Genomic DNA, 23,661 nt, shown 5'->3' with positions numbered 1-23,661 from the left:
CTCGTTATTCTATTCATTTTTATTCATTTTTAAATGCTGAGTACTGAGTACTTCAAGTTAATTTTCTGCAATGTTAGTTTGAAAAAAAGCATAGCTTGAAACTTGATCGCTACTGTAAATCATTGCAGTCATTTCATCTGGCAAGTGCATACCCAACATAAAGCCAAAAATTTTTGCCAGATGTTGTGTATGACCCAGCATTAGTTTGGTATATAAAAAATGATAGGGTTCAATTAAAGCGGGGGCAAATTTCTGATTATTTTTTTTAATGCTTTTTATATCCGTTACATCATCTAAAACTAATACAAATGGCTGTTCTTGTTGAATTTGTTTTGTAAGACGAGGTATCGCCTGATTGAGGCAAATAGCTAAATCATCTACATTACTCGCAACTTTAACTATCTTGATGGCCTCTATATTATTGATCTTCACATCTGCCGCCGCCACACACCAGCTAGATGAAAATTCTGCTGCCAAATAATCATCCTTCAGCCACATTTTTTCATCCAGCAATGTTTGGTCAATTTCCGAATCAACATTGATGAGCAATGAAAATTGATCACTTTGTGCTGAAATTTTCTCTAATAATTTAAGCCAGTATGTATAAGCGTTTTGCTGGGCAATATAATGCGGCTGCAGATGTATTTGCTGCGAAAGAATTCCCAATGATTCTATAAAATGAAGCACTATTTCCTGAGTTAAATGTTCATCCCAAACCTGTAATAAGTTGTCTGATAACAAGAAATGAATATTAAGTCGATTTAGACGTGGTACTTGCTCAATTGAAATGTCCTGATCATCTTGATCATTGGTTGGAGCATCGAGGGTGCTCCATGCAGAATGCATCCGATATTGATAAGCCAGTTCACTATCATAAAATAATGCAGATTGTTTTAAATGTTCAGCCACTTGGGATAAGATTTCAGTTTGTTGTTCTAATTGTTGTTGAATTAAAGCTTTTATACGTACTACGCGACCTGCTTCATCTTCTTCATTCTGCTCATCATCTGCTAACTCTAAAATATGATCAAGCTTTTGAATCCTGTAGGATAAAACAGGTAAACCATAACTATTTTCCAAGTGATAATCCAATCCCGGTGTTTTAAAATTTTCTAGCCCCTCTATAATTGTTTCATTTTCACCAAATGCATGGCATGCAAATGCCGAAAAGACATTTAAATTAAACCATTTAATTTCTTCGACTTTGGGCTCCTTGTCTGTGTATGCTTTATTTAATTGCTGCTGTTCTAATAAGGCTCGATTTCGCTGTTCTCTACGTCGTATGTATGCCGGATAAGCCTGATAAATGAAATATGGCGCAAGCAAAATTAAAGATACAAGGACAGGTAAAATAAAAAAGTATGAGACCAAATCTAGAGCTGAGGGATCATATTGAATATCACGCCAGTAATAAATAATGACCATACCCAGCAATAGAAAGATACCGCTAAAAGTTCCCAGCATCAGCTTATTCATTGTATGTCTCCCAATAATGCATAACAGGTCTCTGAATTAGCTTCGTTACGTTTAGGCATTAAAAACGCACCTTGGGCCAAGCCCTGTTCTGATCTTGAATCCAGGCAAAGGGGCTGAATATCTTCTTTTTTTAAAATTAAACGCAAATCAACCATCATCGTTGGGCTACACCAAGTCGAAAGTATTTTCTTTAATTTTTCACTCATCTTTTGCTGAGGTAAAAAGCTGAGATAATCAGCTCTAGATAATGGGCCAATCTGAATTTCTATTTTCCCACCCATTTGACGGATACTTTCGCCACAAAAGGTATTCATTCCGAGTAAACCGGCATTTAAACCGCCTAAATTTGTTTTTTGTGCATCCTCTAATTTAAATTTTTCTTCCACCCACTCTTTTATGACAAATTCAGTTTTGAAAATACAAGCCAGCATAGTTTTTAAAGCATAGGCTGTATTATTTTGGCCCTGCATTAAACCCGAAAATTCAGCAAAATAATCTTCCAATTCAGGCTGATTCTGTTGTGTTTTGACATAACCATTTAAGGCATGCAAAATATCCAGATAATCATTTTCCCTTTCAATTTCATAACGTATAGGCAAATAATAGGCCAGACTCGCATCGACATATTGTGCTGTCAGCTTATGATTAAATAAGCCTAAAAAGTGAAGCGTTTCCTGTTTTTGCTGACGACGGCTTTGTTTAATTTTATGGGTATAACTATAAGGTAAAGCGCCTTGTATACCGGTTAAACCCATCATTAGATTAGTGATCTGAATATATTTATTATCCAAGCTTAAGCTTTCAATCTCAGTCACGGGAAAATTAAGATTTAAAGAACTATAAAATTTAAAATCATTCGCCCAGTACTGGGTTGTAGATGGATATGGGGCATGACGCAACAAACGCGTTGCCTGAATAAACTCATAAGCTGTCGGGGTTGTAATCAGATCATCAATTACAGAAGCTTCTTGCCACCAACGTTCTGCACGCATTGGTATAACTCCTGTTGGGTATTTGAATCACAGATCACAAGATCAACATAACTATTCATTTGTACTTTTAAATTAAAAATATGACTTAAAAGTTGAGTGAAAATATACAAACTATGTCCTTTAAAAATTTGTGAATCTATGAGCAAATTCACTTTGATGCCCCGGACAAATAAGGGAAAAGGTTGGGCTTCAACCAATTTTTGGGTCAAAGAAAAATCTATCTTTTTAATGGCATCGATAATTTGTTGGTTTTCTTTTAATTTAGGCAAATTATAAAGTGCTAACAGTTCCTTAATATGACTAATGGCATCCCCTTTCATCAGCGACAAAGTATTTAAAGATAAATGAGAAATTATGCGCCATTGTTCTTTTTTATTTTGCTCAAAGTAATAAGGCTTGGTCGGTCGCTTAAGAATCAGTGCTCGCCGAGCAAGATGACTATTATTTAAATTCAGAACATTTTTGGCCTGACTTAAGACTTCATACGGCAAGTCTTTATTGCAGCAAAGCAATTGCGCACTAATAAAATCAGCCCTGGTACTATGTGGCGACAAAGATTTGGAAATAATGGAATAATAGGTTCCAACTGAATTATTCTGTAGTTGTGTAGGGTGTAAACTATAAAAATATTGCTCACTATGCTGGTGATAATGACTCATGGCAAAAAAGGGTAAAATTGGAACAACTATCTGATCCTGATTACTTTTTTCCCGAATCATGTTCATCTTCCCTATTGAATATAACTGATAAAATTCAGGATGATGTGCATCGGTGAGCAATGGATATTCTAATTGTTTATGGTTTATTTTTTGCGGTTCTGCCTGTTTATAAAACAAGTTCACCACTGGGGTTGCAAACAGTTTAAAGTTTGCGACATTCAGCTCGCTATAATTTCGAATACAGGCCTGATCATTTAAATTCAATTTAAAATGAATCAAGATCTCAAATTCGGTATCTTTCGCTGCTAAATGTTCCAAGAAACTCAAATCAAGATTGAGATAATTAAATTTTTCAGCAAAACAAAAGTATTCCATCAATAAACGATAAGCATGATGCGTATGCTGATCAATCGGCAATAAACTTTCAGATTCAGCAAATCCCATGACTGTAAATGGATTAGCAATGTCAATAATACGGTTGCCAATTTTTAATGAAAATCCTGTACTGGCATGAAATATACTATCCAAGACCTGCAAAGGAAAATTTGCAATAGCATCAAGGTAAATCGGTAAATTTTCATTGATCAACAGCTTTAGACTAGGTTGATACATTTCAAAACTTAAACTGAGTGTCGCATTCTGATTTAAATGCATATGTGCATCAGAATGGGTTTTAAAATCCAAATAATTTAAAGCGATTGGTAATAATCGAACAGGCTGTGTCGTGGTAAATTCACACTGTACACCTTTAAAACTGCGTGACTTTAACGAAGTCGCTTTAGGAATTTCATGTACTTCAGTCAGCTGTTTTAACTTGTTTGTATCTTCAAAACTGACCACTGAACATGCAGGAAATGGCTTAAGATACTGAGGAAACATCACTTCAAATAATGAGCGGGTAAACACCTCATAGCTGTCGGCTAATTTTTTATCAATACGCGCAGCTATTAAGGAAAAAGCCTGAATCAAACGCTCAATATGCGGATCATCAACTTGCTCTTGATTGAGGGATAAGCGTTGAGCAATTTTTGGATATTTTTGTGCAAATTCACGCGATTGCTGCCCAAATTCTTGTAATTGCTTTTCATAATACGGTAACAGTTCTTCAATCACAGCAAACCCACTTAAGATCTGGAGGAAATAACATATTGTTGTGTGGTTGGTTTCAGTAAAACATCTAAAATAACCGGCTCAAATAAAGGCTGAATGTCTAAGTAAGCTTGAATACTTAAAGACAATGCCCCCATATTATGACCATCAAATAACATGGTGACCTTAACCTGTTTTAATCTCGGTTCATGCGCAGCAATTGATTGTTCGATAGATTGACAAATTTTATCCCGATCGATGGGATTGGCCGTAGATAATCCAACAAAATCAATAATCCCAAATTGCAAAACAGACTGTTTTGCTAAAGAAAAATCATCAATTACACCATCCAACAGCGCCATACGACTATTCAGCAAATCCTCTAAATCCGAGGCTACAGACTCTCGTAATTGCTGAAGTGAAATCCCCCGGGCATGCTGTTCGGATTCAGCGGATAAGAGGTCGAATAAAGTCTTTTTAAAGCCATAGGGATATAATTGATCTAAATTCATGTTCTTTTTATTATTTAATAATGAAAATTAAAAATGATTCATAGTAGCCAACGGCAGTTGGCCACTATTGGGTTCAGTCCATTATGCAGCGTATGAAGCTGTATTATTAGAAAGTGACCATTTCTTGGTGACAGCACCTTTTTGTGTGCCATTAATATCTTGCTGGTTATAGGTCCATTCTACGGCAGCATATTTCAAACCAAACGATTCAGTGGGCACACCTTCTTCATTCACGTTTGGGGTAACGCTTGAGACAAGTACATGCTTTAATTTAATTTGAAGATATTTAATACGCTTATCGCCATTGGCTCGGTAAAAATCGATTTGAACTTCGTCAAAGGTATAACCGGCAGAACATGCTTCCCAAAGTTTTGGACTTGTAGCATCTAAATCTTTGACAAAAAGCATGTCTGAGTGCTCAACACGCTCGGCAGTATGGCCACCTACACTTGAAGATGTCGCAGATTTGGGTTGGCGGATATTGTGTGCCCAAGAATTTACTTCCAACCAGTCTTTGTGCTCGGCGTCACGTGATTCGCCATCAACTTTATATTTGCCTCGAAATTGTACGTATATATCTTTCATTTTTTTATATTTTCCTGGTTTATTTTTAAATTATTATAAAATTGCATTCTAATTAAACATGTTATTTAGTTAGAAGACTGAGGTAACTCAGTAACAAGTCGCAATGAAACCGACAACTCATCCAATTGAAAATGTGGTCGCAAAAAGACCACAGACTTGTAGTGCCCAGGTTGGGCCAGGTTTTCTACAACTTTTACTGAAGCTTCACGAAGCGGATATTGTGCTTTAGCTTCTTGTGATGCGCCATCATCTAACAAAACGTATTTTGATAGCCATTCATTTAAGAATGCTTCCACATTGCCCGCAGATGCAAAACTTCCCACTTTGTCACGCATCATGGCTTTTAAATAATGCGCTATACGTGAAACGGCCATAATATATTGAATTTGACTGGATAATACTGAATTGGCATTTGCGCTATCGCTGTCATATTTTTTAGGTTTTTGAGCCGATTGAGCACCGAAGAAAACGGCATAATCGGTATTTTTACAATGCACTAAAGGGATAAATCCTAAATCACTGAGTTCTTTTTCACGACGGTCGGTAATGGCAATTTCAGTTGGGCACTTGAATACCACTTCACCATCGTTGGTCTTGAAGGTATGTACTGGCAAACCTTCAACCAGGCCACCACCCTCAACGCCACGAATGGCTGCGCACCACCCATGCATATCAAAAGCATTGGTTAAACGTGTCGCAAAGGCATATGCTGCGTTCATCCATAAATATTCAGCATGGTTTTGACCAGTAACTTCTTCTATAAAGTTAAACCCTTCAGTCGCAGTGCCATCCTTAGGATGATAAGGCAGACGCCCCAATACGCGTGGCATAGTCAATGCCACATAACGGGCATCATCGCTTTCGCGAAATGAACGCCACTGAACATATTCAGCAGTTTCAAAAATTTTAGAAACATCACGTGGGCGATCAATATCAGTAAATGACTCTAGGCCCAGCATGCTAGAACTGGCTGCAGAAATAAAAGGTGCATGCGCTGCTGCAGCAACATGGGAAATCTGCTCCAGCAAATACATATCGGATGGCGTACGGTCAAATTCAAAATCACCAACTAATGTGGCATAAGGTGCACCACCAAATGAGCCATATTCTTCTTCATATATTTTTTTAAACAGCGTACTCTGATCAAAATCTGTCGCCCCCTGAAAATCTTTAATCAGTTCTTTTTTGCTGGTATTGAGCATGCGAATTTTAATTAAAGAATGAGAAGGTGTTTCCTGACAAAAATAATATAAGCCACGCCAGGTTGATTCAATTTTTTGAAACTGTTCATGATGAATAATTTTGCTTAACTGCTTGGAAATTAGGGCATCAATTTCTGCAATTCGTTTATCAATCGACAAGGTCATATTTTCGGAAACAGTTATTGTTCCAGCCATGACTTCTTTGGCCAATTCACCAATCAGGCTTTTTGCACGATCATGTTCTTCCTCATTACGTGCGATACGGCTTTGCTCAATAATTGAATCCAGCAAAGTAAATTCTTTAACATCAGTTTGTGTGGCAGTGGCAGCTAGTAAATTACTCATGTTCTGCCTCCACACTTAGCTTCCGAACTTGATCTGTATTTTTTAAAATTTCATCCAGCAAGTCTTCAAGACGTTCATTATTTGAAATCTTGTTACGCAAATCGGTTAAACGCTCTCGTGCTTCAACCAGCTTCCGTAAGGGATCTACCTGCTGTACGACATTTTCGGGACGAAAATCTTGCATTGCATTAAAAGTTAAATCCACGGACATGCATCCACCTTCTTCGGTCAAGGTATTTTCAACCTGAAAAGCAGCACGTGGTGCCAGCGATTGCATCACCTCATCAATGTTATCCAAATCAACATTGATAAATTTTTTATCTTTTAATTTGGTCTTTTCTAATTCTGAAGCAGCTGAAAAGTCACCTAATACCCCAACCACAAAAGGCAACTCTTTTATTTCTTTGCCATCGCCAACTTCTACATCATAAGTTAGTTGTACACGGGGTGGACGAATGCGTTGTAATTTCTTTTGTACACTTTCACGTTTAGCCATGACGACTATCCTATTTTAGTTCTTATTAAATGAAGCAAATGGGCTTGTACCCAAAGTTATAGAATTGTTACCTTGCGGTTTTGTTGCAGCAATAGTATTCCGTGCAGAGGTTTTAATTATTTTGCTCTGTAAATTGACACTTTTGGGACGGCTTAATGATGGGGCTTTATCTGCGGTACGATTTGTATTCAATGTGGTTTTCACGCGTGATTTTAGTCTGATGCTGTTTGCAGTGACAGCTTTAGCATTAGATGTATCAGGTTCTGGTAGTGCATTATGAATATGATCGGACAATTCTTTTGCTGCAGGATAAGTACTTTCTGCATTCAGATAACGCATTTCATGATTACGCATATGCTGTAAATTATTCTCGGCAATTCCTACCCCAGCCAGAAAAGCCAAATCAGTCAATTCTCTACGCTGAATATTCTGTTTACGCAAGTCATCTACTAATTGCAAAACTTTTAGATTTTTACCCAAGGCCTGAAATCTTTGAGCAGCTTGAATAGATAATTCATTTTTCAATTCAATATTTTTTTTATTTTTTCTATCACATATCTGACGATAAATATTTAATAAGTCTGGATCGGTTTCATCGCCCATTAATGGATAATCCTTAATGCAAGCTTTTTTGAGTTCGATATTATTTTCGCTCGCAAATGTGAATAGACTGATCGATAGCATGACCAGCAAAGGTAAAAAAAGCTTATATTTATTCAAAAGATGCCTCTAATTTTTCTAGTTATAAATTTAATTATTAGTATATGTTTAAGCACATTAAATGATTTTATCGTCTTTAATTTATTATTTTGACTTTTCATCCATGTGCAGATTTAACAAAAAATAACGTCCCTAAGTCAACAGGGAGTGAATGTGAAATCATACTTTTTATTGTTTTTTTATGTAAAAAACACCAGATATTTTTTTTAATTTTATAAAAATTATGTGTATTATGTGCACATATTTTTTATAAAAAATTAATAACACATTGTTTTAAATAAATAAAATTTAAAAATAATAAAATCAGGATATTTCAGTATATAAACATAATAAAAACTGAAGTTCTTTACAGATGTTGAGTGTGATATGAATAATTTAAAAATTTTAATTACAAAATTATCTTCTTGTGCTCGTATAGCACTGGAAAAATCGGCAAATAGCTGCATGGCTCAACAGAATTATGAAATAGAAATTGAACACTTTTTTTTAGAAATTCTACATAATCATTCAATTCATGATATCCAACTGCTATTGGAAAACTACAAAATATCACGCCATGGATTAATGGATGATTTAAAGAAAAGTATTACACAATTGCCTAAGGGCAATACGCGTACTCCTATTTTCGCAAAATCAATCGAGCGTTTATTGGAACAAGCCTGGTTATTAGCCTCGGCAGAACAAAAACCTTTGATTCGAACTGGTCATCTTCTGGTGGCATTATTAACAGCATCAGATCTTAATCAAATCGCTATCCGTGCTTCTTGCTTATTTGAATTATTCCCAATAGATCAAATGAAACATACTTTTTTAGATGTCTGTACACAAAGTATCGAACAAGCATCGGAACTGAATGCAACTCATTCCGAGACCATAAAAAACACGCAGTTATCCGAACAGATATTAAAAAACCCTGCTTTAGATCAGTACACCATTGATTTAACCGAAAAAGCAAAAAAAGGTGAAATTGATCCAGTGATTGGCCGTGAGTTTGAAATTCGCCTGATGCTGGATATTCTCATGCGCCGTCGTCAAAATAATCCAATTTTAACGGGTGATCCTGGAGTCGGTAAAACCGCAGTAGTGGAAGGCTTGGCTGTGAAAATTGCGAATAACCAAGTTCCAGATGCTTTAAAAAATGTTCATTTACATATCCTGGATATGGGGCTTTTACAGGCAGGTGCCAGTGTTAAAGGTGAATTTGAAAATCGTCTAAAGCAGGTCATTCAGGAAGTTCAGAGTTCTAGCCATCCCATTATTTTATTTATTGATGAAGCCCATAGCTTGATTGGTGCGGGTAGTCAGGCTGGACAAAACGATGCGGCCAATCTGCTTAAACCAGCGCTTGCACGTGGTGAATTACGCACCATTGCAGCAACGACTTGGGCTGAATATAAGCAGTTTTTTGAAAAAGATGCCGCTCTCAGTCGTCGCTTTCAGGTGGTTAAGGTGGAAGAACCAACTGAAACTGTTGCTATTGATATGTTACGCGCCATGATTCCTGTCATGACCCAACACTTCAATGTTCAAATTGATGATGACGCAATTATTGCGGCAGTGCATAGCTCTCATCGATATATCAGTGGTCGTCAACTTCCAGACAAAGCCATCAGTGTACTAGATACCGCAGCTGCCCGAGTTGGATTAACCCAAACTGCTCAACCGGTTAAGTTAGATCAATTACAGGCACAGTGGCATAACCTGAATCTAGAACAGGATATTTTAGAAAAAGAACAGCAGAATATGCCGATTCACCATGAACGCATCATTGAGCTAAAGGCTAAAATTTCTGCATTAGCTCAGGAAATCAGTGATACACAAGTTCAATGGCAAAAAGAACTACAGCTGATAAACAAGATTAAAGAAATTGAACATCAAGATACTTCAAGTCAGTCAAATCCAGATATTGCTCAATTTCGTCATGCACTGGCTCATCTGCAAGGTACAACTCCGCTGGTTTTTGAACGCGTGAATATGCAGATTATTCATGAAATTATTTCTGATTGGACCGGAATTCCTGTGGGAAAAATGGCCAATGATGAAATTACACAAATTCTGACTTTAAAAGATAAGCTTTCAGCACGAGTTATGGGACAGGATGATGCCTTACATCAACTGGTTCAAGGTATACAAACCGCTAAAGCCAAACTTGAAGATCCCAATAAGCCACAAGGGGTATTCTTATTGGTGGGTCCAAGTGGTGTAGGTAAAACAGAAACCGCTTTAGCACTGGCTCATGAATTATACGGTGGTGAATCTCACCTGATTACCATCAACATGTCTGAATATCAGGAATCTCATACTATTTCATCGCTTAAAGGCGCCCCTCCTGGCTATGTCGGTTATGGTCAAGGCGGTATTTTAACTGAAGCGGTACGTCGTAATCCCTATAGTGTGGTCTTATTGGATGAAATTGAAAAAGCCCATAGTGATGTTCAGGAATTATTTTATCAAGTTTTTGACAAAGGCATGCTTGAAGATGGTGAAGGTCGTCTCATTGATTTTAAAAATACCATCATCCTGTTAACCTCTAATGTGGGTTCAAGTAGCATTATGCAAGCCTGCTTAAACTCAGCAGTTAAGCAATGGCCAACAACAGAGAAATTAATTGATCTTCTAAAGCCAAGTTTGTACAAACAATTTAAACCGGCATTTTTAGGTCGTATGCGAATCGTGCCATTCTTCCCTTTGCATGATGAATTACTGCTTCGTATTATCAAGCATAAATTAAATAAAATTACTGCACGCTTAGAACAACAATACACGACTCAAGTTACTTATAACGAAGATCTGATTAAATTACTGCTCAGCCGTTGTACTGAAGTTGATAGTGGCGCTCGCAATGTCGATAACATCCTTAATTCATCAGTATTACCTGCTTTAGCCACACAAATTTTAGTGTGTCTAGCGGAACAAAAAATGCCAAAACACATCTTTATTGATGTTCAAAACGATGAAGTTTTCTATCAGCTCGATCCTGTAATAAAAACAACAAAAAAACGTACTCAAAAAACCAGAGTCACTGAAACATAATTTATAAAAACTTTTAAAAAATCAGAAAGGCAGAACATGAGTTTAGAACTCGAATTATTATTAAAGGCAATTTCAGATGAAGCCCCTTGTGGAATGGACTGTTCTCTCTCCAATGAATTTCATGCAATTAAAAAAGCAAGAATTCAGGATGATCCACGATTAGATCAAGGTGACTGGATTGCACAACCCAAACAGGCCGATTGGGGTTTTGTACATACCCAATCTACTGAATTATTAACTGAAAAAACCAAAGATATTCGATTATATAGCTGGCTGGTTGAAGCATGGTCCAAGCTGTATGGTTTTGATGGTGTAGCCAAAGGTTTGGAATTAACCCAACGTAGCTTAAGTCATTTCTGGGTGTGGTTATACCCTGAAATTGAAGATGGCGATTTAGATCAGCGTCTAGGCTTATTGCAAGGACTGGTTAATCAGCTGCCCGTGTTGATTAAGAATATCTCACTTGTAGAAGATACTTCGCCTTTTTATTGTTTAATGGACTATGACGGTATATTGCATCATCAAAATTTACGCCGTAAGCAGGGCGAAGAAAACAGCAACCTTTATGCTGATACCTCGATAGAGCAGTTTGAACAGGCATTATTGAGTAGTTCAAAATCTTTTCAATATCAAAATTACCAAGCCTTTTTAGAAATTTTAAGGCAGTGGAATATTTTAAAAGATGTGCTTGATGGTTTAATGGGCCTAGATGCTCCAAGTTTTGCAGCTATTGATGCTCAGCTGGAATCCATTCATGGCAGTCTGAAAAAAATCTATAAAACTGATGCCTTTAATCCAGTAGCAGCAATGACAACTCCCTCAAATCCCCTCACTGGTATATCCATTTCACCTGAAACGATACACTCAGCTATTGACCGAACAGGCAGCACAGCCATAACCAGTGCACAAAAATTTCAGCCACAAGCGCAAAATCATTTGGCTAATCGTGAACAAGCCATGCAGCTTTTACAAGAGATTGCCGATTATTTTCAACTTAATGAGCCACATAGTCCGGTCAGTTATCTGCTACAAAAAACCATTAAGTGGAGTCAGATGCCTTTACATGAATGGCTAAGCCAGGTGATTAAAAACGAAAATCCTTTAGAGACAGTACATGAAATTTTGGGTGTACAAAACAATATTCATAACACAAATAACGATTGGTAAATTTAATGTTTAAAGCAGAAAAAATTCTTTGGGGCGAAGGCTTATTTTTACGTCCGCAGCATTTTCAATTACAAGATGCCTATCATGAACAGCGCTTAAATCACACTATACGCTCCACCATTCCTTTCGCTTATGGTGTCCAATCCATTCAATTTGATGAAGTGCAATTAAGTACCCATGTGCTGGCTTTAGAAAAAGTGGAAATGCTCTGGCAAGATGGCGAGATTTACCAAGCGCCAGCTCGTGATTTATTACCCGAACCGATTCAGCTGGATGATTTAACCTTACGTGGAGAAATGACGGTTTATTTGGCTTTATCGATGATACAACCGAATAAACCGAATGTATCTTGTCACAATAGTCACCAACCTGGCCGCTATCACTCACATTTAAATGAAACACATGATTTATTTACCGATGCGACAGCGGCAGATATCACTTTATTAAGACGCCGTGCAGAGTTTAAACTACTTGAATCTGGGATTGAACCCAATCATGAGCTAGATGGCTTCTTATATTTAGCGGTGGCAAAAGTTAAACGTCAAAGTTCGGGAAATTTTGAATTCGATGCTAAGTTTATTCCACCCATCTTGCATATTGATGCCTCTGCAAGCCTGATGTCAGTTTTAAAACGTAGCTTGAATGTAATTCAGGCGAAAATTAAAACCATTCAAAGCAACAATCGTGAAAATGAGCAAAAACTCATTGAATTTCGTTCAGGAGATATCGTTTCTTTCTGGTTAGTCAATGCCTTAAATACCGCATATGCCACCCTGAATCATCTTTTACAATATCCACATATTCATCCGGAACGATTATTCTTTGAATTACTCCGTTTAACAGGATCACTGCTCACCTTTTCTACGGCATATGAAGTGGATCAATTGCCTCATTATCAGCATCATCATTTACAGGAAAGCTTTTCACAGCTCGATGCCATTTTACGTGATTTACTCGATACCATTATTTCTAATCGCTATATCAGCATTGCCTTAAAAGAAGCGCGTCCATCCTACTGGATTGGAAGTCTGGAGTCCGACAAAATTACCCGTGACACGCGACTTTATATTGCGGTTTCGAGTGGCATGATGCAAAGCCATGAACTGGTTCAATTGGTACCACTGCGCTTTAAAGTTGGTAATTCCGTGGATGTTGAACAACGTGTTGTTGCTGCTCTGCCAGTTATTCCTTTACATCACTTAATGCAAATTCCAACCGCAATTCCGGTACGCTCTGGTGTCAGTTATTTTGAAATTGAGCCAAACAATGAATTGTATCAGCGAATGCTGGATGCTGAATCGATTTGTATTTATATCCCGGCCGGGTTTCAGGATATTTCGGTTGATGTCATTGCCGTGATCAATAGCTAAGGAGCCAATATATGAATGTCAATAACCCTGCGCCTTCACTATTTGATGATGGCCAAATAGGCCTCGGGTTAAACCCAACCGCAACTCAAACTAAAGTGACGAATGCAACTAATCTTGTTGATTTATTGCATGATGGTTTCTATGTGGTTTTTTTACTGAAGAATCAATATATTCCGGCCCATCCAGATGATTTTCGGGACAAAATTTTAAATCTGTTAAATTGTTTTGAAAATCAGGCGAGAAAACTGCAATTTTCAGCAGAAGATATTCATGACGCACAATATGCATATTGCGCATTACTGGATGAAACTATTGTAACGCAACAGGATGCGCAATTTTTTGAGTTACAAAATAACTGGATGATCAGTCCCTTACAATTAAGCCTTTTTGGTTCTCAACTGGCGGGTTATCGTTTTTTTGAAATTTTGGAATCACTTCGCCGTCAGGGTAAAGATCGCCTCGCCGCATTAGAAGTCTTTCATTATTGTATGCTACTGGGCTTTCACGGCAAATTTCGAATTGAATCTATACAAAGTTTAAATCATCTGGTGGCACGAGTTGGCGATGAAATTGACTTTTTAAAAGGCAAAAAAGCCTCTTTTTCACCCTTTGCTGCTTTGCCTGATCAAATTAAACATATCATTCATCGTGAATTGCCCTTTTTCTGGATTTTAATATTTTTGGTATTTTTTGCTTTACTGTCATTTATATCTTTGAATTTTATGCTTTCAAATCAGAATGATAAATCATTAGCGCTTTACCAGAACATTATTAGCCAGCCTGCTGAACAAGCCTATATCACGATTCATTTACCCTAAAATTCAAAAAAGAAAATTAGCAAATGGCAAATCCAAAACCTACTTTTTTAAGAATATTTCAGCCTGAAAAAAAGAAATCTAATTCAGCAGTGTGTTATGGAATTTTAGGCTTTTGTGCCGGCATTATTTTTAGTGCTATTTTGGGTTATAGCTATTTAAACAGTTTAGATCATCAAGAAATTCAGAGTCACTCTGTATCTAGCAACGCCTATCTTTCCCAGCAAGATGTCTTGGGAAAGAAAGAAAATGAGGATGATCATCCTCTTGAATTTCCTCAACCACAAGAGAGTGATTTAAGCCAAATTTTTACCCATCAAACTCAATTAAAGTCAGTAGCAAAACATCAGAATACTATGCACAGCCAAGTTCGGTCACAGCAGCATTCATCCCACAACAAGGCGGTAGATAAAACAATAAAAAAAACCGAAGTACCCGTTTCTACCCCGAAGCCTACACTTGTAAATCTGCCTGAAATTTCGATAAAACATGCAGTAAAAGAAGTTGAAGCAAATGAATTACCGCAAGCTTCTATAACAATCTCTGAGACTAAAACACCAGTCATCCCCCCAGAAAACGCCGTATCTCCATGACTCTTGTTATTTTTACTGGTTTTATCTTGTTAGCTTGTAGTCTGGCATGGTTATTTTCTTATGATTTACGCATTAAAGTACAAAACTTCTTTTTCATCCTTATTTCACAAAGTAAGGAAAAATTCTATTCGGCCAAACAATTTACTCAACAGTTAAATGATGCTGCTGCACCTGAACAACTGCAGTCGCAGTGGCATTTACAGCAATGGTGGATTCTTGTTGCAGGTTTTTTACTATTTTCCAGCATCTTGATTTTTGCTTTTACCCGTCCCATAAACCCGACCAAAATTGAAGCCAATTATTTAAGAGAAGTTGATCCGCAAATTTATGCCCTACTCGATGGGCAAATTCTTTCACCACCCGCCGAAGTGGAACAATCATTAATTGAAGAAGCGGTAAATTCTATAAGAGATATTGAATCTAGTGTTCAGGCTGAGGCTTTTAATCCCGGTATCGAAGGTGTGCACAGGCAACATTCCTATACCGACCTGCTATCCGCCGATCGTAAATGGCACAAAATGAATCCACGTTATAAACAACGTTTATTAATGGTATTTAAAATCATGCAAGAACGTTATGGTTATGAGATGGTTTTATTAGAGGGTTATCGTAGTCCAGAGCGCCAGAATTCCCTGGCTGGAAATAGTCATATTACCCGTGCCAAAGCTTTTCAAAGTTATCATCAATTTGGCTTAGCTGCCGATATTGCATTTAAGCGTAACGGTAAAGTGATTATTTCGGAACGGGATCCTTGGGCAATGCAAGGTTATCAACTCTATGGAACAGTTGCTGAATCGGTCGGTTTAACTTGGGGTGGCCGCTGGACCTCCATTCAAGATTATGGACATAGTGAATATCGCATGCCCGGACTTAGAAAAACAGCTGTAATGGCTGAACAGTTAACTGCTGAAGGTCAACTGTTAGCCGAGCATGGCAATGAAGCTTTTGAGTAACAGTAAGATTAAAATCTGACAGCTACTCTGCGCATAAGAACTTAGTTTAGATATTGGTTCATTTCATCCAGAACCTGTTGCGTTTTTTCAGCATGCAGCCAATGGCCTGCATCCTCAATCACCTGAATTTTGGCATGCGGAAATTGCTGCTTGATCGCACTAAAATGTTCATCTTTACTGATATAAGCCGACTTACCGCCACGAATAAACAGTGCCTCTTTTTGCCATGGCTGGATTGCCTTCCAATCCAAGATCTCTGAATAATGATGAAATAATGCATCGACATTAAATAACCATTGCCCTTTATTAAAGGACTTCATTAAAAACTGGATCACCATTTCTTCATGTAAATATTCACGCATAATTTGGGTCGCCTGTTGGCGACTTTCAATCTGGGCATTTTTGACGGCAAATAAAGCTTTGAAAATTTGCTCGTGATGACTTTCTTGATACGCAAATGGTGCCATATCTAGAACCACCAGCTGCTCTAATCGCTCAGCGGCACTTTTGGCCAGTTGCATGGCAATTTTCCCCCCCATTGAATGGCCAATCAGGGAAAATTTCTGAATATTCAAGGCATCTAAGGTTTCTAAAATATCTTGTGCCATCACGGCATAATTCATGGTTGCTGAATGTGCTGAATGACCATGATTACGTACATCCAGCTGAATGACCGGATGTGATGGGTAAAATGCACGTGCCAGCATGCCTAAATTGCTTAAACTACCAAAAAGACCATGAATAAAAACGAGTGGTGTTTTTTCTGTTGTGCCTTCATTGTGATGAGTTTGGTGATTTAAAATCATGGCTTTGGGAATGACCTTGGTAACCTTTTAGATAGGTTATCTTTGACGATAATAGGCATTTAATCAATTGCCATTTTAAGCATATATTTTTTGCTTAGGCTATTTTGAGTGATAGATAAGTTCAGATCTTGTATTTTATTAAGATGTATCGAATAAAAGAGATTAGAATGCCAATCCTGACCAGAATAAAATAAATCAAAAACTTAAATCTTGAATATTGTCTTAGACATGCGGAATGACACTAGATTATTAAACGTCTACTCTATGCTTGATCTTATTTAAAATAATTGAGTGGCAATTTTAAATAGCGGATGCCGTTTGCTTCAGGATCAGGAAACCGCCCTCCATCCATATTCACCTGAATGGCAGGTAAAATCAGTTTAGGCATAGACAAGGTCGCATCACGGCGGTTACGCATTTCCACAAAATCTGCTTTGCTTGTATGTTCATTCAGGTGAATATTACTGTTCTTCTGCTCTTGAATACTGCTTTCACAGCGATATTCCTGCCGACCTTGGGGTAAATAATCATGACAGAGGAACACCCGGATTTGATTATCCAGCTGGTAAAGCGCTTGAACGGAATCAAATAAAGTAGCTGCACTGCCCTTGGGGAAATCACAGCGTGCTGTGCCGTAATCCGGCATAAATAAGGTGTCGCCTACAAATACAGCATCACCAATGACATAGCTTAAGCATGCAGGTGTGTGCCCGGGTGTAGGAATGTTATAGGCTGTCAGCTCCCCTATTTTAAATGCTTCCCCATCTTCAAACAGATGATCAAAGCTTTGACTGGCATTAAAGTGTTTGATGTCCAGATTATAAATCGCGCTAAAGGTTTCCTGCACAATGGCTATTTTTTTGCTCATCGCAATTTTCCCGCCTAATTGCGCTTTTAAATATTGCGATGCTGTTAGGTGATCTGCATGAACATGGGTTTCCAAAATCCACTCTACGCTTAGGCTATTTTGATGCACGTAGTCGATGATTAAATCGGCCTGTGTAGTCTTGGTAGTTGCTGACGGCGCATCGTAATCCAGCACACTATCGATGATGGCGCAGCGCTGGCTGACAGGATCTGTCACCACATAGCTAAAGGTATTGGTCTGCTGATCAAAAAAGTGCTGAACTTGTGGTTGCTGCATCATACTTATTTTCCCATCAATTGGCGCTGAATCAGCATGCCCGCAAACATGGCGGCTATAAAGTAAAGGGCTTGATAATATCCCAAACCAATTAAAGTCAGACTGGGTGCAGGACAGATTCCAGCAATCCCCCAACCAATTCCAAAAATCAAGCTGCCTATCAATAATTTAGAATCTATCTTATTGTTTTTAGGTAAATCAATGGCATCTCCATACACTGTTTTAGGTGCCTGTTGATGTACCGCTTTTTGGAATGGAATAAATGCCACAGCAATGGCACCCAGCATGACAAAGGCCAGACTTGCATCCCATTGACCAAACAAATCTAAAAAATCTAATACTTTTTTAGGATTAGACATACCAGACAACATGAGTCCGACTGAAAATAAACCACCGAAGAGAAAAGCCCAGATGTTTTTCATATCAGAATGCTCCTGTTACATGGCGAATGATATACACCGTCACAAATCCGGCAAACATAAATGCCAGGGTTGCTATTATTGAACGTTTAGACAGTCGGCTGATGCCACAAATCCCGTGTCCACTGGTACATCCTGAACCCATACGTGTACCAAACCCTACCAACAATCCGGCAATAATCAGCATAAGAGGACTGGCCTTTATTTCAATATCGGGTGCATGCAGCATGCCATAGAAAAATGGCACTACCAATAACCCGAATAGAAACCAGAATGCTGGCGTTTTAAACAGGGCTTGCGGGTTAAGGACTTGAGCGATTAAACCACTTACCCCGGCAATACGACCATTCACATACAGATATCCCACTACGGATATTCCAAGAAGAATGCCACCTAGAAATGCGAGCAGGAAATCATGCATAAATGAAAGCTCCATAAACAATATATATTTTGATATTATATATTAAAATATATTAAAAATGTTGAATTTTGCAGCTTAAATATGGAGTTGCTTGTTTAATAAAACACTATACGCTTTACACGGCGTAGCTAATATCGGATCTGGTTAAATCTTGTTTGATTTTTTTCAGCTTGTTGAATCATGATACTCTTTATATGCAGTGATTTTGATATAAAGCATTATTCTTCTATAAATTATTCCATAAAATCTTGCAGTACTTTTTCTGCAAACCACCACGGTAATTGCTCAAGCGCCGGATTCATTTTCAATGTTTCAGCAGCTTCAATCTCGGCAATAAAGGCCGCTTTTTCGCCATTAGAAGAGTTATCAAACAGATAGGTACGATCACTGGCATCGATCGCCTGCATGAGCAAATCCATGCTGCGGTAATAACGTTCCACAATCTTTTGCTCGGGAACAGGATGTCCACCTACACTTACCCGATATTTAACCCGGGCAATATTAATTCGCGGGTCTACCGTAGAAACATAATATAAATAGGTTTTAAACCCCTGCCGCTGTGCTTGTTGTAAAAACTCAACCTTAGAGATATGCGACATTACCGTTTCAAAGGTAAAACTGATTTTTAAGCGCAAAAATTCCAGCCGGATATAGTCAATAATCCGTGCGCAAAGATAAGAATCTATTTCTGATGCATGAAACTGGATAATGCTGTCATCGACTACGCTAGGCTCTTGTTGCAGTAAAGCAACCAGCTGCCCGGATTGAGGACGTTTTTTCTGTTGAAGAAAAGCCACTAGAGCTTGGGCTTTTAATGCAGGATGATAGGCCATTAAATCCAGTCGCTGACTCGAGCGCAGATTATGTTCCAAGTCATCGGCATTTAAATAAGCCCCAATATGATGGGGCAATAAATATTCTTTGACGGTACTTTTTCCAGATCCATTCGGACCGGCAAACATCCTTATTCTTGGTTGAGGCATTCAGTTATACAGCTGCCTCTTGTTTTCTCTTGCGTTTTAAAACTTTAGGAAGATGGTTAACACTCACATAAGCTTGATGTAAGTCAGCTATCACGGTTTCTTGTCCATTGACTTCATGCTGTACCAGTTGCTGTTCTTTTGCATAAACAACCGTTGCTGCCGCACATGCTTTGTTAAAGGCATGACGGAAAGCATGTATGGCAAGTTTAGGAATCATGTCATCCTCATATTTGCCTGCTTTCATGATGGTATAAGCTGTCATGGAACAACTCCCGTTACACAAGGTGTATTTGCCTATTATATTAACATAGCCGCAATAATTGTCTATAAATACACCAGCATAGAAATGTAACGCTTTGCAGTCAGCTTATTTGGGGAATAATACATCTATTCAGAAAGCTGAGTTTTACATTCTACGTGTCAAAAAAAGCCACTGATAAAGTGGCTCATGCATTATTGGTCTTCTTTCCAGACATCTTCATAATCTTCACGATCAATCATAAAACGGAAACCTTCAGCCAAAGCCAGGTATGGTAGCGCTTCAGGTAAAATATCCTGTAATTCGCGAACCGTCATGGTCTGGAAAAAGTCTTCCCCCGCTTCCAACTCGCCACCGTAAATAAACCAGCCAATATTTTCATCAGTTTCTGGCTTTTTACGAATCCCGACAATCGGTTCTTTATTTAAAGTTTGCACCGCAATGGCTACCACATCATCACCACTTACCTGGATATAGGCGGAATCAAACTCCTCACACAATAACTTTTGTTCTGCAATAAGTTCTTCTAGGGGTGAAAGTTGGGAATTTTTTGACATTGCACTTCTCTGGCATATAAAACCGAATAGCGACAGTTTAACTTAGAACGATTTAGCATAGCTAAACTTTTTATTTTAAGTATTTTTTGCTAATCTTGAAAAGGTTACAAAATCAAAAAGATTAAAATGAAACTTCACCATACCAAAGAATCCACAATAAGCACTGAGCATGGTCACGGCGGCAAACGCAAAAATGCCGGCCGTAAAACCCAATATCAAGAAAAAACTGTGGTGATGCGTGTACCAGAGTCTAAAGTGCTGCAAATCAAATCCTGGTTAAAACCCAAACCTGCAGATGACCGCAGTCAGAAGATTGAACTGCATCCTATACAGATTCAGACCCAGCTTGATATTCCTTATCCTTTGGAGTCAGTCGCTGCCGGTTTCCCCTCTCCAGCTCAGGATTATGCAGAAGACTTCATCGATTTAAACCGCTATCTGGTGCATAACCCCTCAAGTACCTTTGTATTACGCGTAAATTCGTTGTCGATGAAAAATGCAGGTATAGACATTGATGACCAGATTTTAATTGACCGCAGCCTAAAGGCAGAACACGGCGATATCGTTCTAGCCTTAATTAATAATGACTTTACCGTTAAACGATTAATGATAGAAAAACAGAAAAATGGAGAACTGAATATCTGGTTAAAAGCAGAAAACCCGGAATATCCGGATATTTATTTGCGCAGTGAAGAACAGCTGATTATTTGGGGTGTGGTGACCTGTATTTTAAAAAAATTGCGCTAATGCTCAAAATCAACAACTAAAGGCAGATGCGAGCCAGGTTTTATGCATACCCGTGGCACCTGTAAAAAATCAGGTTTTGTTTGGACTTTATCTATTCGCAATCTGCAAAACTTTGCAGAATATCGTTAGTAAGTCTTTTTTTATTGGAATGATCTATTTCTGCAAGACGCTTATAAAAAATAGGACTCAAGATGGATAAATACGTGGCTCTCGTTTCAAGTAGCATCTAATCGAGGAAATTTGATAGACCAATAAAAAGCCCCAAGTAAACTTGAGGCTTTGTGATGAATCCTTAGCTTGGCTGAGGATTATTTTTGCTGTTGAGGGTTTTTTTGCTGCTGTTGGCGTTGATTGCCTTGGTTTTGCTGACGTTGATTGTCTTGCTGCTGTTGTTGCTGCTGTTGATGCTTTTGGTTTTCGCTTTGCGGATTCGATTGTTGTTGATTAGCCATTTTCATATCCATCCTTTGCATTGATTACTAGATTCTGATTGCTCAATCAGATTACTAGGATATGCCGTATGTATTACGACTCTTATTAATCTAGCGGATATTTCCACTTAACCAACCCGCAAACTGTATCGACTTAATTCATTGTAATGATCAAAATATTAATTTACTGATTTTTAATGCATCATTAAATCTGATCTTTACGCTATTAACTGTAAGTACACTGAAGCTTACAGGCTGCTCAAGCTCTTTATCGAATGCGCTCTTGATTATCTTCATTTTTTAAATTTGAAATTACTGAGCGATTTGATTATTCTAATCTTGAAAATGTTACAATTTCAAGAATAAAAATGGCCCAACAACTTTTTGCTTTAATTGATATCAATAACTGCTATGTGAGCTGCGAACGGGTATTTAATCCTCATTTGAATGGCCAGCCTGTGGTGGTGCTCTCCAATAATGACGGCTGTGTGGTTTCTCGAAGCAATGAAGCCAAGGCCTTAAATATCGGTATGGCCATTCCCTGGCATGAAATTGAGCAATGGGCTTTAGCGGCGGGAGTAAAAGTATTTTCCAGTAATTATGCTTTATACGCAGATATGTCACGGCGTTTTTTTTCGATTCTGGAACAGCATTTTCATCCTGATGATTTAGAGCCTTATTCCATTGATGAGTGTTTTATCCAGCTGAACAGCTATGCAGAAAATTTTGATGTAGAACAATATTGTCGAGACTTAATCCAGCGCATTCAGCAATGGCTTGGCTTGCCCTGCTGTATGGGAATTGGAACCACCAAAACCCAGGCCAAACTGGCCAATCATTTTGCCAAAAAAAGAACTGGCTTTAACTCTCTATGCTATTTGCCTCATTTAGATTTATGCAGTTATGAAAGCCTGCTCTTAGAAACACCGACTAGCGAGATTTGGGGTATTGGTCGTAAAATCAGCAAACAGCTTCAAGACTATGAAATTTATAGTTGCTATGACTTAACTTTTGCCAATGAACATCATCTTGCCAAACAATTTTCAGTGACGATTGCACGCACGATTCGTGAACTAAAAGGTCAATCCTGTATTGCACTGGATGACCCTGCAACACTGGCAAAAAGAATCCTTTCTTCACGAAGTTTTGCTGCAGCCTTGACTGAAAAATCAATCATTAAAGAGGCCGTCATTTTTCATGTTAACCGTGCCCATAAACGCTTAATCAAACAGCAGCAACTGTGTGCCTGCGTGCATGTTTCACTCTATGAAAAGATCCCCAATCCTCCCTATAAAAAAACTCTTTCTCATGCTCTGGGTCTGGAATATGCAAGCGATGACTTACTTGTTTTAAATGCTGCTGCATTAAAGCAAATAGATGTTTTATTTAAAGAAAATAAGAGATACATTAAAGTGGAAGTGATGTTTAGTGCCTTGCATGTGAAACGACAATATACTCATGACTTATGGCAACCCCTAGCACTGATTCAGCAACGTGAGGGTTTAATGAAAACCCTAGTGCAAATGCAACAACGCTATGGCTCGGATTGTATACAAGTTGGCTATCATTCTGCCAATCCAGCCTGGCATATGAAACAGCAACATCGCTCGCCACGCTATACCACCTGCTGGCAAGAAATGCTTACGATTAATGACGCTGCGCTGACTGTTACACAAAATAAATGAACTGTTTTGGTCAATTCAGTTTACAATGTAAAAAAAAGTAATAATTATAAAAAATGTCATTTTTTAACATTGCCAATTACCTGCAAAGTTTCCATTATATAGCTCAGTTTTGACACATAGCTTCCGTATCAATTCAAACAATTTACAATAGAAATACGGAAATATATGCCATAATACGCAAACTTTGCTGACATCTTGCAAG

General features: G+C 38.1%; 24 protein-coding genes. 8 read left to right on the top strand and 16 right to left on the bottom strand.

Features of this window, described 5'->3' with window-relative positions; genetic code table 11:
* Window positions 1-57: 57 nt before the first annotated feature.
* The 8 genes from B9T26_RS01805 to B9T26_RS01770 form a co-directional block, all read right to left on the bottom strand.
* The gene (locus B9T26_RS01805; RefSeq protein ID WP_086198106.1) at window positions 58-1,476 is read right to left on the bottom strand and encodes a hypothetical protein; all 1,419 of its coding nucleotides are present in this window, start codon (window positions 1,474-1,476) and stop codon (window positions 58-60) included.
* Window positions 1,473-2,468 (bottom strand): type VI secretion system baseplate subunit TssG, encoded by a 996-nt coding sequence (gene tssG / locus B9T26_RS01800; protein WP_086198105.1) that lies wholly within the window; start codon window positions 2,466-2,468, stop codon window positions 1,473-1,475. The genes B9T26_RS01805 and tssG overlap by 4 nt, the downstream gene beginning before the upstream one ends.
* Complete coding sequence (gene tssF / locus B9T26_RS01795) at window positions 2,432-4,240, bottom strand: type VI secretion system baseplate subunit TssF (RefSeq protein WP_086198104.1); 1,809 nt, start codon at window positions 4,238-4,240, stop codon at window positions 2,432-2,434. The genes tssG and tssF overlap by 37 nt, the downstream gene beginning before the upstream one ends.
* 11 nt (window positions 4,241-4,251) lie before the next feature.
* Window positions 4,252-4,728 (bottom strand): type VI secretion system baseplate subunit TssE, encoded by a 477-nt coding sequence (gene tssE, locus B9T26_RS01790; RefSeq protein WP_086198103.1) that lies wholly within the window; start codon window positions 4,726-4,728, stop codon window positions 4,252-4,254.
* Window positions 4,729-4,809: 81 nt separating this feature from the next.
* Complete coding sequence (locus tag B9T26_RS01785; protein WP_086198102.1) at window positions 4,810-5,313, bottom strand: Hcp family type VI secretion system effector; 504 nt, start codon at window positions 5,311-5,313, stop codon at window positions 4,810-4,812.
* A gap of 65 nt (window positions 5,314-5,378) precedes the next feature.
* The gene (gene tssC, locus B9T26_RS01780) at window positions 5,379-6,860 is read right to left on the bottom strand and encodes a type VI secretion system contractile sheath large subunit (RefSeq protein ID WP_086198101.1); all 1,482 of its coding nucleotides are present in this window, start codon (window positions 6,858-6,860) and stop codon (window positions 5,379-5,381) included.
* Entirely contained in the window at window positions 6,853-7,356 is a 504-nt protein-coding gene (tssB, locus tag B9T26_RS01775) for a type VI secretion system contractile sheath small subunit (protein ID WP_086198100.1), read from the bottom strand. The genes tssC and tssB overlap by 8 nt, the downstream gene beginning before the upstream one ends.
* A gap of 15 nt (window positions 7,357-7,371) precedes the next feature.
* Window positions 7,372-8,076: a hypothetical protein gene (locus tag B9T26_RS01770; RefSeq protein ID WP_086198099.1), complete on the bottom strand. Its 705-nt coding sequence runs from the start codon at window positions 8,074-8,076 to the stop codon at window positions 7,372-7,374.
* A 366-nt stretch (window positions 8,077-8,442) separates the two neighbouring features.
* Between B9T26_RS01770 and tssH the strand changes: the two genes are divergently transcribed.
* From tssH to B9T26_RS01740, 6 genes are read left to right on the top strand one after another with little or no spacing between them, the layout of a single operon-like run.
* A complete protein-coding gene (gene tssH, locus B9T26_RS01765) occupies window positions 8,443-11,109 on the top strand; it encodes a type VI secretion system ATPase TssH (protein WP_086198098.1) in 2,667 nt (888 codons plus the stop codon).
* 36 nt (window positions 11,110-11,145) lie between these two features.
* Window positions 11,146-12,276 carry a type VI secretion system protein TssA gene (gene tssA, locus B9T26_RS01760; RefSeq protein ID WP_086198097.1) on the top strand — a complete coding sequence of 377 codons (1,131 nt, stop codon included), beginning with the start codon at window positions 11,146-11,148 and terminating at the stop codon, window positions 12,274-12,276.
* Between the two features lie 5 nt (window positions 12,277-12,281).
* Window positions 12,282-13,646 carry a type VI secretion system baseplate subunit TssK gene (gene tssK, locus B9T26_RS01755; RefSeq protein ID WP_086198096.1) on the top strand — a complete coding sequence of 455 codons (1,365 nt, stop codon included), beginning with the start codon at window positions 12,282-12,284 and terminating at the stop codon, window positions 13,644-13,646.
* 11 nt (window positions 13,647-13,657) lie between these two features.
* Entirely contained in the window at window positions 13,658-14,464 is an 807-nt protein-coding gene (icmH, locus tag B9T26_RS01750; protein WP_086198095.1) for a type IVB secretion system protein IcmH/DotU, read from the top strand.
* A gap of 23 nt (window positions 14,465-14,487) precedes the next feature.
* Window positions 14,488-15,054 carry a hypothetical protein gene (locus tag B9T26_RS01745; protein ID WP_086198094.1) on the top strand — a complete coding sequence of 189 codons (567 nt, stop codon included), beginning with the start codon at window positions 14,488-14,490 and terminating at the stop codon, window positions 15,052-15,054.
* Complete coding sequence (locus tag B9T26_RS01740) at window positions 15,051-16,007, top strand: M15 family metallopeptidase (RefSeq protein WP_086198093.1); 957 nt, start codon at window positions 15,051-15,053, stop codon at window positions 16,005-16,007. The genes B9T26_RS01745 and B9T26_RS01740 overlap by 4 nt, the downstream gene beginning before the upstream one ends.
* Window positions 16,008-16,048: 41 nt before the next feature.
* Here the strand turns inward: B9T26_RS01740 and B9T26_RS01735 are convergent, their stop codons facing one another.
* The 7 genes from B9T26_RS01735 to B9T26_RS01705 form a co-directional block, all read right to left on the bottom strand.
* Complete coding sequence (locus B9T26_RS01735; RefSeq protein ID WP_086198092.1) at window positions 16,049-16,813, bottom strand: alpha/beta fold hydrolase; 765 nt, start codon at window positions 16,811-16,813, stop codon at window positions 16,049-16,051.
* A 274-nt stretch (window positions 16,814-17,087) separates the two neighbouring features.
* Window positions 17,088-17,957, bottom strand: a complete 870-nt coding sequence (locus B9T26_RS01730) for an MBL fold metallo-hydrolase (RefSeq protein WP_086198267.1) — start codon at window positions 17,955-17,957, stop codon at window positions 17,088-17,090.
* Window positions 17,958-17,962: 5 nt separating this feature from the next.
* A complete protein-coding gene (locus tag B9T26_RS01725) occupies window positions 17,963-18,379 on the bottom strand; it encodes a DUF6691 family protein (protein ID WP_086198091.1) in 417 nt (138 codons plus the stop codon).
* A gap of 1 nt (window position 18,380) precedes the next feature.
* Entirely contained in the window at window positions 18,381-18,797 is a 417-nt protein-coding gene (locus tag B9T26_RS01720) for a YeeE/YedE family protein (protein ID WP_086198090.1), read from the bottom strand.
* Window positions 18,798-19,030: 233 nt separating this feature from the next.
* Window positions 19,031-19,780, bottom strand: coding sequence for a zeta toxin (locus B9T26_RS01715; RefSeq protein WP_086198089.1), 750 nt, complete (start codon window positions 19,778-19,780; stop codon window positions 19,031-19,033).
* 4 nt (window positions 19,781-19,784) lie between these two features.
* Window positions 19,785-20,042: a hypothetical protein gene (locus B9T26_RS01710; protein ID WP_086198088.1), complete on the bottom strand. Its 258-nt coding sequence runs from the start codon at window positions 20,040-20,042 to the stop codon at window positions 19,785-19,787.
* Window positions 20,043-20,233: 191 nt separating this feature from the next.
* The gene (locus B9T26_RS01705; protein ID WP_086198087.1) at window positions 20,234-20,596 is read right to left on the bottom strand and encodes a hypothetical protein; all 363 of its coding nucleotides are present in this window, start codon (window positions 20,594-20,596) and stop codon (window positions 20,234-20,236) included.
* A gap of 126 nt (window positions 20,597-20,722) precedes the next feature.
* On the opposite strand from B9T26_RS01705, the gene B9T26_RS01700 reads away from it, so the two are divergent.
* Window positions 20,723-21,343 carry a LexA family protein gene (locus tag B9T26_RS01700; RefSeq protein ID WP_086198086.1) on the top strand — a complete coding sequence of 207 codons (621 nt, stop codon included), beginning with the start codon at window positions 20,723-20,725 and terminating at the stop codon, window positions 21,341-21,343.
* A 308-nt stretch (window positions 21,344-21,651) separates the two neighbouring features.
* On the opposite strand, the gene B9T26_RS15620 is transcribed toward B9T26_RS01700, so the two are convergent.
* Window positions 21,652-21,795: a hypothetical protein gene (locus B9T26_RS15620; protein WP_171262914.1), complete on the bottom strand. Its 144-nt coding sequence runs from the start codon at window positions 21,793-21,795 to the stop codon at window positions 21,652-21,654.
* A 347-nt stretch (window positions 21,796-22,142) separates the two neighbouring features.
* Here B9T26_RS15620 and B9T26_RS01695 point away from each other — a divergent pair, with 347 nt between their 5' ends.
* A complete protein-coding gene (locus B9T26_RS01695) occupies window positions 22,143-23,459 on the top strand; it encodes a Y-family DNA polymerase (protein ID WP_086198085.1) in 1,317 nt (438 codons plus the stop codon).
* Window positions 23,460-23,661: the final 202 nt, after the last annotated feature.

The organism is Acinetobacter sp. ANC 4169, assembly GCF_002135355.1.
GTDB lineage: Bacteria > Pseudomonadota > Gammaproteobacteria > Pseudomonadales > Moraxellaceae > Acinetobacter.
This window is presented reverse-complemented; position numbering and strand designations above follow the sequence as displayed.

Bases quoted from the DNA above. Each gene is read 5' to 3' on its own strand.
- B9T26_RS01720 (WP_086198090.1), bottom strand. From the start codon at position 18,797: ATGCATGATTTCCTGCTCGCATTTCTAGGTGGCATTCTTCTTGGAATA.
- B9T26_RS01710 (WP_086198088.1), bottom strand. From the start codon at position 20,042: ATGACAGCTTATACCATCATGAAAGCAGGCAAATATGAGGATGACATG.
- B9T26_RS01745 (WP_086198094.1), top strand. From the start codon at position 14,488: ATGGCAAATCCAAAACCTACTTTTTTAAGAATATTTCAGCCTGAAAAA.
- tssG (WP_086198105.1), bottom strand. From the start codon at position 2,468: ATGCGTGCAGAACGTTGGTGGCAAGAAGCTTCTGTAATTGATGATCTG.
- B9T26_RS01785 (WP_086198102.1), bottom strand. From the start codon at position 5,313: ATGAAAGATATATACGTACAATTTCGAGGCAAATATAAAGTTGATGGC.
- B9T26_RS01725 (WP_086198091.1), bottom strand. From the start codon at position 18,379: ATGAAAAACATCTGGGCTTTTCTCTTCGGTGGTTTATTTTCAGTCGGA.
- tssH (WP_086198098.1), top strand. From the start codon at position 8,443: ATGAATAATTTAAAAATTTTAATTACAAAATTATCTTCTTGTGCTCGT.
- tssB (WP_086198100.1), bottom strand. From the start codon at position 7,356: ATGGCTAAACGTGAAAGTGTACAAAAGAAATTACAACGCATTCGTCCA.
- icmH (WP_086198095.1), top strand. From the start codon at position 13,658: ATGAATGTCAATAACCCTGCGCCTTCACTATTTGATGATGGCCAAATA.
- B9T26_RS01805 (WP_086198106.1), bottom strand. From the start codon at position 1,476: ATGAATAAGCTGATGCTGGGAACTTTTAGCGGTATCTTTCTATTGCTG.
- B9T26_RS01740 (WP_086198093.1), top strand. From the start codon at position 15,051: ATGACTCTTGTTATTTTTACTGGTTTTATCTTGTTAGCTTGTAGTCTG.
- tssE (WP_086198103.1), bottom strand. From the start codon at position 4,728: ATGAATTTAGATCAATTATATCCCTATGGCTTTAAAAAGACTTTATTC.
- B9T26_RS01700 (WP_086198086.1), top strand. From the start codon at position 20,723: ATGAAACTTCACCATACCAAAGAATCCACAATAAGCACTGAGCATGGT.
- B9T26_RS01695 (WP_086198085.1), top strand. From the start codon at position 22,143: ATGGCCCAACAACTTTTTGCTTTAATTGATATCAATAACTGCTATGTG.
- B9T26_RS01715 (WP_086198089.1), bottom strand. From the start codon at position 19,780: ATGCCTCAACCAAGAATAAGGATGTTTGCCGGTCCGAATGGATCTGGA.
- tssC (WP_086198101.1), bottom strand. From the start codon at position 6,860: ATGAGTAATTTACTAGCTGCCACTGCCACACAAACTGATGTTAAAGAA.
- B9T26_RS01705 (WP_086198087.1), bottom strand. From the start codon at position 20,596: ATGTCAAAAAATTCCCAACTTTCACCCCTAGAAGAACTTATTGCAGAA.
- B9T26_RS01730 (WP_086198267.1), bottom strand. From the start codon at position 17,957: ATGCAGCAACCACAAGTTCAGCACTTTTTTGATCAGCAGACCAATACC.
- B9T26_RS15620 (WP_171262914.1), bottom strand. From the start codon at position 21,795: ATGGCTAATCAACAACAATCGAATCCGCAAAGCGAAAACCAAAAGCAT.
- tssK (WP_086198096.1), top strand. From the start codon at position 12,282: ATGTTTAAAGCAGAAAAAATTCTTTGGGGCGAAGGCTTATTTTTACGT.
- B9T26_RS01735 (WP_086198092.1), bottom strand. From the start codon at position 16,813: ATGATTTTAAATCACCAAACTCATCACAATGAAGGCACAACAGAAAAA.
- tssA (WP_086198097.1), top strand. From the start codon at position 11,146: ATGAGTTTAGAACTCGAATTATTATTAAAGGCAATTTCAGATGAAGCC.